The sequence below is a fragment of the Candidatus Magnetobacterium casense genome (assembly GCF_019173545.1).
Taxonomy (GTDB): domain Bacteria; phylum Nitrospirota; class Thermodesulfovibrionia; order Thermodesulfovibrionales; family Magnetobacteriaceae; genus Magnetobacterium; species Magnetobacterium cryptolimnobacter.
On sequence record NZ_JABXWD010000166.1, the window covers coordinates 1 to 7534 of the forward strand.

Here is a 7534-nt window from a genome sequence, read left to right on the forward strand (position 1 = left end):
TGTAGCGCCAACAAACAACGTCCGTGGAGCACCGGGGCAGTACAGTGCAGCGTCGCTTCCACCCTTTGTCGCCGTGTAGGCATACAGCTTGTTAGCCAGGTTCATTAGCCTGCCGTATAACTCCCACTGTTTGGTCATGTTGTAGGACAGCCTGAGGTTAAAGACATCGTGTCCGCTGTAACGTTCGGTGTTGGCATCGTTGAGCCAGTAACGTCCAAGACTTATCCACTCAACCTCCATGCGTCCGCCGTTAAGTAGTGCCGGAATGTAGGCAAGGCGTGTGTCAACGATGTCGCGCGGGGCCAGGGCCATCTCCTTGCCACTGTAGTTGACGGCGGAGGAGACAACATAATCCTTGTACCTGTGAGTGGCGTGTGAGTAGGACGAATCCAGACGAAGCTCCTTTATCGGCTGTATGCCTATCCCGATTTCAACGCCCTTGTGTTCGGTCTTACCGGCGTTTAACCTTTGGGTCACGTTTGTTGCAGGTGAGAAGCTGACAAGGTCATCCCGTTTTTGCATGATGTAGGCCGATACCTCATAGCTCACCACATCGGAGATAATCCCCCGGAAACCAGCCTCGTAACTGTCTACCTTTATGGGTTTGAGCTTTACCGATGTGGATGCGGTGCCTGAGGAACCCCTGAAGAGGTCTGTCGCCGACGGCACACGGAAACCATTGGTGTAGGAGGCAAAGGCGTTTAGTTCCGGAGCAAATTCATAGGTAACGCCGACCTTGGGACTTATGTGGGAGAAGTAGCGGTCGGTGTTGTCGGGTCTGTTGTTGTTGGCTTGCAGGTTTGTGGAGTAAGCGTATGAGAGGTTGTCGTACCTGACACCGATGGTAACGCGCATCTTTTCCACGGGTGTGGTTTCGGTCTGGACGTAGGGGGATATCTCTTTGAAGGTGGCATCGAAGTCGTAGTTGTTGGTTGTGCTTGAGACAAAGGAGTAGGAGGTAAACTGGTCGCCGGTTTTAAATGCCTGCAGACGGCGTTCTCCGTACTGCCCTGGGCTGTAATCGAGGTCAACCCCGGCAATCAGACGAGTCCTCAGTGCGGAGAAGTCGTGTCTGTACTTTGACATCACCCCCAGGGAGTAAAACTGCGTGTCCGATTCATAGCCGTAATAGTTGTTGCCGGCCTTGAAAATCCCCCACCCCGGCAGGAGCTTCATTTCGTTGTGCCTGAAGTACGGGATGAAGCTGACAGTGGAGCCCCCGCCCAGGTCCTTTTCAAACTCGGTAGACGCCCTGAATGCCTTGACCTTTCTGAAGTCGAAGGTGTGATAGTTGTAGTAGGGTTTTTGTTCATAATCGGCCTTAAGCAGGCCATTGGCACCACCGGTCTTCTGGTCAATGTCAAAAAAGGATATCACCGTCTTAAGTGTCGCCGTACCACTGAGTACACTGTCCCACCTGACCGTGCCACCCTGACGGTCATAGGCAGTTCTCTGTCGCCAACCATCGGAGTGGGTGACGTTAAGCCCTACCCTGAAACCGTTATCGCCCCAGGTGGTTCCGCCGTTTGCCAAGAGCCTGTACCAGCCATATCCTCCAACTTCGGGGTTTATGTCAAACTCAGGGTTTGCCGGTGATGGGCGTGTCAGAACGTTTATGGTACCGCCAATGGCGTCGCTTCCATACAGGGCGGTAGATGGCCCCTTTATCACCTCTATGCGTTCTGCCCCGGGGAGATTCATCTCATAGAGGGCGTTGTGGTTAAAGAATCCAGTCGATCTGATTGGGATGCCGTCCTCGAGGTAGAGATACATTGCGTTGGTGTTAAGTGGCTGCCTGATTGCCGTCATGTGTCCCTCTCCGGCAGTGGGGGCGACCCAGACCCCTGGTATGCGATTGAGTATTTCGGTAGGTTGTGCGGGTTTTACCGATGTGATCTCCTCTTTCTTGATAACCCCGATGCCCTTGGGCATCTCCTTTAGGGGTTCAGACTCACGGCTACCGGAGACGACAATCTCCTCAAGGCTCTGTTGCGTGACCTTGTCCTTGTCTGCGTCCTCGGCATATGTTGGGCCGGTCATAAGTAGTGACATGATTGTTGCGGCTATTATCGTCAGTGTCTCTGCTCTACGTCTCATGATAATGTAAGTATCCTCACTGTATAAGTTTTCTTTAGTCATACGGGTTGATAAACAACACCGCTGATATCACCAATCAAAGCGATGACAGGTGAATCTTCTGATACTCAAGCGTCTTAATCAGTGGGTTAGTGTCTTGGAGGACGTTCTTTGTTGGAGGTAACTATGAAAAAATTAAACCGTGTCGGTGTTGGATTATGAGGCTCACGTGTGAGTACCAACACAGGCATATAGCAACTTTCACAGAGATAAGGCATATCACCGGCATTCGTATGCAGGGTCATGGATGCGTTGCATACATCCGGCGTAATCAGGGCAACCACCCGCTCAGGATAAGAACCAGATACGTTGAACTTTGCCGGCAAAGTTACAAGCGCAACGGACAGCATTAGCAATATCGCCAATCTACGCATATACAGACGAGTATAGCATAATTTCTGATAAAAAAGTAGCCTCTTTTTGCTTAAATCAGGTGGAACTATAATAGTTATTGACAATATAATTGACATGGTGGTAACATTTCAGATATGTATATGCAAAAAAATATGCCGGTCATTTATTGGATGCTGATATTGCTCACCGGTTTTTTGTCATATTCGAACAGCTTTAATGTGCCTTTTCTATTTGATGACCATCAGATACGTACAATGGTACTCGACTTTACTCCCGTGTATGCCCTGGGAGCAAGGGGCATAGCCAATATGACATTTTTCTTAAACTATAAACTACACGGTTTTAATGTCGCTGGATATCATATATTTAATCTCATAATTCATTTGCTCAATGCCGTTTTGATATATTTGATGGTTACGGGTCTGTTTAAAGCGCAAAATCAATTATTTCAAGTACCTGATTATACAGATACGGAAGTGAAACACAAATTTGCGTTTTTTATAGCCCTTCTTTTTGTGAATCACCCGCTACAAATGCAGGCCGTTACAATGACAATTCAAAGATACGCATCCCTTGTGACACTGTTTTATTTAATTGCAATCGTTATATATCTGAAATGGCGTTTCTTAATTGCAGAGGCAGAGAACAACTCCTCACCTGCAGAAAGTCGTAACACTAATATCCATCGGATAAATATCAGTCATATCTCCTTGTATTTGTTTTCATTTATATTTGCAGTTGTTGCAGCACTGACAAAACAAACGTCCGTCACCTTACCTGTCATTATCACGATCATCGAATTTATGTTTTTTACCGGACCACGTTTAAAGCGTCTGTTGCACTGTATTCCTTTCTACCTAATCATACCGATAATCACTGCCTCCTCAATTGCATATTTGGATGATACACCAGGAGCTAGCGCTATTGAGGGGCAACATACCCTAATCCTGGACCGATGGCAATATCTTTTTACACAATTCAGAGTAATAATAACTTACATCAGAATGTTTTTCCTACCGGTTAATCTGACGCTAATCTATGACTACACCCCCTCTCTGTCTTTTTGGGAACATGGTTCGTACATATATTTTATTGTCCTATGCTCAATCTTTGTCTTTGGTCTCTACCTCTGTCATCGGGCACTGAAAAATCGAGATATCAGAAGCAGGGAGATACATTTTATATCGTTTGCAATACTGTGGTTTTTTATTACTATAGCGCCTCAGTCAAGTATAATACCGCTAAGTAACTGGGTAATCCTCGAATACAGGGTCTATATAACATCGGCGGGATTCTTTATTGTTGTAATCGCTGCATTGTTTAAACTTGTTAATATCATAGGTTCAAAGAGAGCAGATATTATATTAGCGGTACTTATTATTACAATATCCATATTGCATGGTGTTATTACATATAAGAGAAACACTTTATGGCATTCTGCAGTGACATTGTTTGAAGATAACGTTAAAAAATCTCCCGGGAGTATCCCTGCACACATTAGCCTTGCAAGTGCATACATGGATGCCGGTCAATATGACGATGCAATGAAACAATACCAATTCCTGCTGAAAAGGTTTCCCAATAATACGGACCTACTTGTAATAATAGGCGAACTTCACGCGCGTACTGGTAACCTTGTTGAGGCAATGAGGTTGTTTCAATCTGCACAGGGAATAAATCCACGTTGTACAGGGGTACACCTAAATATGGGCAATATATATGCCGGACAAGGCAATTTTGCTCTTGCCTTGAAAGAGTACAAAGCTGAATTACAGATACGCCCTTCAGCCGGCCTCTACAATAACCTGGGATTTTGTTACGAACAACTTGGGGATTTGCCCTCGGCAAAATGGCACTATGAGATGGCTATTGAATACACCCCCGACTTTGCTGAGGCACACAACAACCTGGGGGCATTATACCAAAGTATCGGAGATAAGTATGAAGCTATTAAGGAGTATAAAAAGGCATTAAAGATTAAGCCGGATTATCCTGAGGCTATGGAAAATCTACGCTCACTACAGCCCTAGTCCCACAAGGTTTGCCACAAAAATATTTGTGCAGGATTGCCATTTTCGTAATAGTTCACCCCCCTAAGAAAAGAAAAGAGGAGGGCGGTTTGTGGCAGGGGTGCCTCACCCCCTCCGCCCCCTCCTCAGACCTCCCCTGCAAGGGGAGGGGCGAGGCGCCCCGGCCACAAAGAAGTCCCCTTGACCCCTTCTTAGCTTATTGATAGTGGGCTGATTATACGCAATAATTTCAACACATAGATGAACTATTATCCGTTTTCTTTCATATAACGTCGAAGGTACTCTCTATGTGGCAGAGGGAGTTGACCACGTGGATGTTTGTCTTGAGGTAGACCTCGTGGGTTTCTATGATCAGCGGGATGTAAGCCTCTCTGTCGAGGATACCAACGCAGAATATATAGCCGGCTTCTACGAGGTTGAGGTCACTGACTGTAATCTTGATGTGACGTTTGTGGTTGTCAAACAAGAATGGTCCCTGGTTGTGCTGTGAGGACAAGGCGAAGGATATTTGCAGGCGGTCTTTTCTGAGGATTGCCCAGCCAACGTGTCCATGGTACGGGAGTTTTGACTCCACGGCAAACTCTATAGTCAGGGCACGCTCATTTGACTGATTAAAATGCAGGTCACGGATAAAGAGGAAATTGCTCTCTTTCTTTGTATATATAGAGTCCGGGGTATCGGGCTTGGTGGAACCGATCCGTGTCATTTCAAAGTCCACGTATGCGTTTACCACGTCTTGGGTTTGCCCGAACATCATCATCTTGCCGTGGTGCAGCCATATGGTCTTGGTACAAAATATCTTGATCTGGTACATGTCGTGCGAGCAGAACAGGATAGTCTTTCCTCTGTCCTTGAAGTCGATCATTTTATCGAGGCATTTTTTTTGAAAGTACTGATCGCCCACCGACAGGGCCTCGTCGATGATCAGAATATCGGGGTCTATGAGGGTTGCCACGGAGAAGGCTAATCTCACAAACATACCCGTGGAGTACGTCTTCAGTGGATAGTTGATGAAGTCACCGATTTCGGAGAAGGCTATGATATCATCGACCTTCTTTTTTATCGTTGCTCTGGCAACTCCAAGCAGGGAGGCATAAAAATATATGTTTTCAAGGCCGGTTAGTTCCGGGTGAAACCCTGAACCCAGCTCAAGCAGCGCAGAGACCATTCCCTTGACGTCAACCGTGCCAGAGGTTGGTGTCAGGGTGCGTGCAAGGATTTTTAAAAGCGTACTCTTGCCTGAGCCGTTTTCACCTATGATACCGACCGTCTGTCCCTGTTCAACGTCGAAGGTGACACTGTCAAGCGCAACAAAGTCCTGGTGACAAGCCCTCCGAAATACTATCTCCTTCAGGCGATGTATTGGCTTGCTATATATCTTGTAGGTCTTGGTTAGTTCGCATACGCTGAGGGGGTTCATTTGTTCAATGCAGGCACTGCCGTTGTCCGGGCATGGATTTTATTCCTTCTGTTTCTATTGACCGCTTCCATAGAAATTGGCATAGTATTAAAAAAAAATGGAGGGGAAGCGTCGAGCCTCCTCCTCCATTTTAAGACTAAACAGTCTATATCTAAACCTGTTTAATATGTGTATATGTTGGAAGCGCCAGCCCATGCTCCGGTGTTGCTGTGTTTACACTGATAACCGACCAAGTTACGTTTTGGAGTTGATGTTCCCTGGAAGCAAGCCATCGGGGCGTTCTCGCAGCTTAAAGAGGCAACATTGTTATCGGCGACAACTGTTGTGGTCTTGAGAAGAACAAGGTAAGCACCGTAGCTACCGGATACTCCACTTACGCTACCTATAACGTTATTTGAGGTGTTTGTGCCATCTGAGATGGTGAGGTAGATATCAGTACCGCTATTAGTAGTACCACCAAAGGTCATCATACTTGTCTGGAATGCCTGGATTGTTTTGTTAGCGGTGGTCGATGTGTTGATCTTGTCTCCGGATATTGCCGACAGCTTGTTACCATATGCTGTAAGGTAAACGCCTACAGTTGCGTTGTCTGAGGTATTGTTCGATATAACGCAATAGACCACATTAGCTGAGGCAGTATGCAAGTACGGCAGCGTATATGTTACCGTATCAGCCGCTGTTACCGTTGACACATTACCACTCCACATTGAAACACCAAACAACGCTACTAATAGTAGCATCAAGTACACTATACTTCTCTTCATTATAATCCTCCTAAAGTTCTCCTTAATAATATTTCCCTAACATGTAACTACTTATACCCGCCAAGCAGGTACTATTAACTCTCTGTAGCAGAAAACACCTCCTTTCCTTTTTCTTAATCGTACATATATCTATCTTCGCTCACATTCTATAGACTATTGTAAACCAACTGATTCCATTTTGTCAACACCATGCTTCGCTACCCCTGATGTACAATTACCGCTATGCACAGTTACACCATACATAGCTACCACCCTCTCTGAACCGAAGCCCGCCTTCCACACAACAAACCGACGAAGAAACAACATATAACTCTGCTACATTGCCACAACAACTACCAATCATCATACGCTATCTCCTGCCTGTTTTCTGCGTCCTAAACAACAAACCTCAGTTAACATTTGATACATCCTGCATATGCTTGTTTAGCATCCTGCGTTTAGGCTTGGAGCCAATTTTCTAAGCCCACCTCCTTTCTGACCCATTGCCCTTACCATCATCTTGATCTCATTTATCGGAAGGGTTTTCCAAAAACTTTAATGGATAATTTTTAAAATTTATCTTTCTCACTTACATCTAAGGAAACTGCCCTTTATCTCTTGAGTGACAGTCCTCCCTTTTCCCGTGCTATTTCAGCCGTCAGTTCTTCACGACAAACTCTCCTCAAGTGTGGCAGATCGTCTCTCACCAGTTTCCAAATGATGGGTGCCGAGATGTTTCCATAGTCGTGGCGGAGGATATTGCCGATGCCCGCTACCTGCTGCCAGGGAATCTTCGGGTGACGGCCTTTCATGTCGTCGGTGAGATGGCGGCTTGTCTCAGAGATAATTTC

6 protein-coding genes are annotated in these 7534 nt (G+C 46.0%); 1 reads left to right on the plus strand and 5 read right to left on the minus strand.

The features are described 5' to 3' along the window. Together HWQ67_RS09935 and HWQ67_RS09940 are read right to left on the minus strand one after the other, a co-directional pair. Positions 1 to 2097 (minus strand): TonB-dependent receptor (locus HWQ67_RS09935; protein WP_218252535.1); only part of this gene is annotated, 2097 nt, incomplete at its 3' end. A gap of 128 nt (positions 2098 to 2225) precedes the next feature. After that, positions 2226 to 2501, minus strand: coding sequence for a hypothetical protein (locus tag HWQ67_RS09940; RefSeq protein WP_218252536.1), 276 nt, complete (start codon positions 2499 to 2501; stop codon positions 2226 to 2228). Positions 2502 to 2744: 243 nt separating this feature from the next. On the opposite strand from HWQ67_RS09940, the gene HWQ67_RS09945 reads away from it, so the two are divergent. Beyond that, positions 2745 to 4520: a tetratricopeptide repeat protein gene (locus HWQ67_RS09945; RefSeq protein ID WP_218252537.1), complete on the plus strand. Its 1776-nt coding sequence runs from the start codon at positions 2745 to 2747 to the stop codon at positions 4518 to 4520. A gap of 262 nt (positions 4521 to 4782) precedes the next feature. Here HWQ67_RS09945 and HWQ67_RS09950 read toward each other — a convergent pair whose 3' ends face one another. From HWQ67_RS09950 to HWQ67_RS09960, 3 genes are all read right to left on the minus strand, one after another. After that, positions 4783 to 5940 (minus strand): ABC transporter ATP-binding protein, encoded by a 1158-nt coding sequence (locus HWQ67_RS09950; protein ID WP_218252538.1) that lies wholly within the window; start codon positions 5938 to 5940, stop codon positions 4783 to 4785. A 161-nt stretch (positions 5941 to 6101) separates the two neighbouring features. Then, positions 6102 to 6680, minus strand: a complete 579-nt coding sequence (locus HWQ67_RS09955; RefSeq protein WP_218252539.1) for a hypothetical protein — start codon at positions 6678 to 6680, stop codon at positions 6102 to 6104. A gap of 614 nt (positions 6681 to 7294) precedes the next feature. Then, positions 7295 to 7534, minus strand: a 240-nt coding sequence (locus tag HWQ67_RS09960) for a HepT-like ribonuclease domain-containing protein (RefSeq protein ID WP_218252540.1), incomplete at its 5' end; no start/stop codon positions are given.

What these genes read in the sequence shown, in the direction of transcription:
- HWQ67_RS09955 (WP_218252539.1), bottom strand. Translation starts at nt 6,680, where the DNA reads ATGCTACTATTAGTAGCGTTGTTTGGTGTTTCAATGTGGAGTGGTAAT.
- HWQ67_RS09945 (WP_218252537.1), top strand. Translation starts at nt 2,745, where the DNA reads ATGGTACTCGACTTTACTCCCGTGTATGCCCTGGGAGCAAGGGGCATA.
- HWQ67_RS09950 (WP_218252538.1), bottom strand. Translation starts at nt 5,940, where the DNA reads ATGAACCCCCTCAGCGTATGCGAACTAACCAAGACCTACAAGATATAT.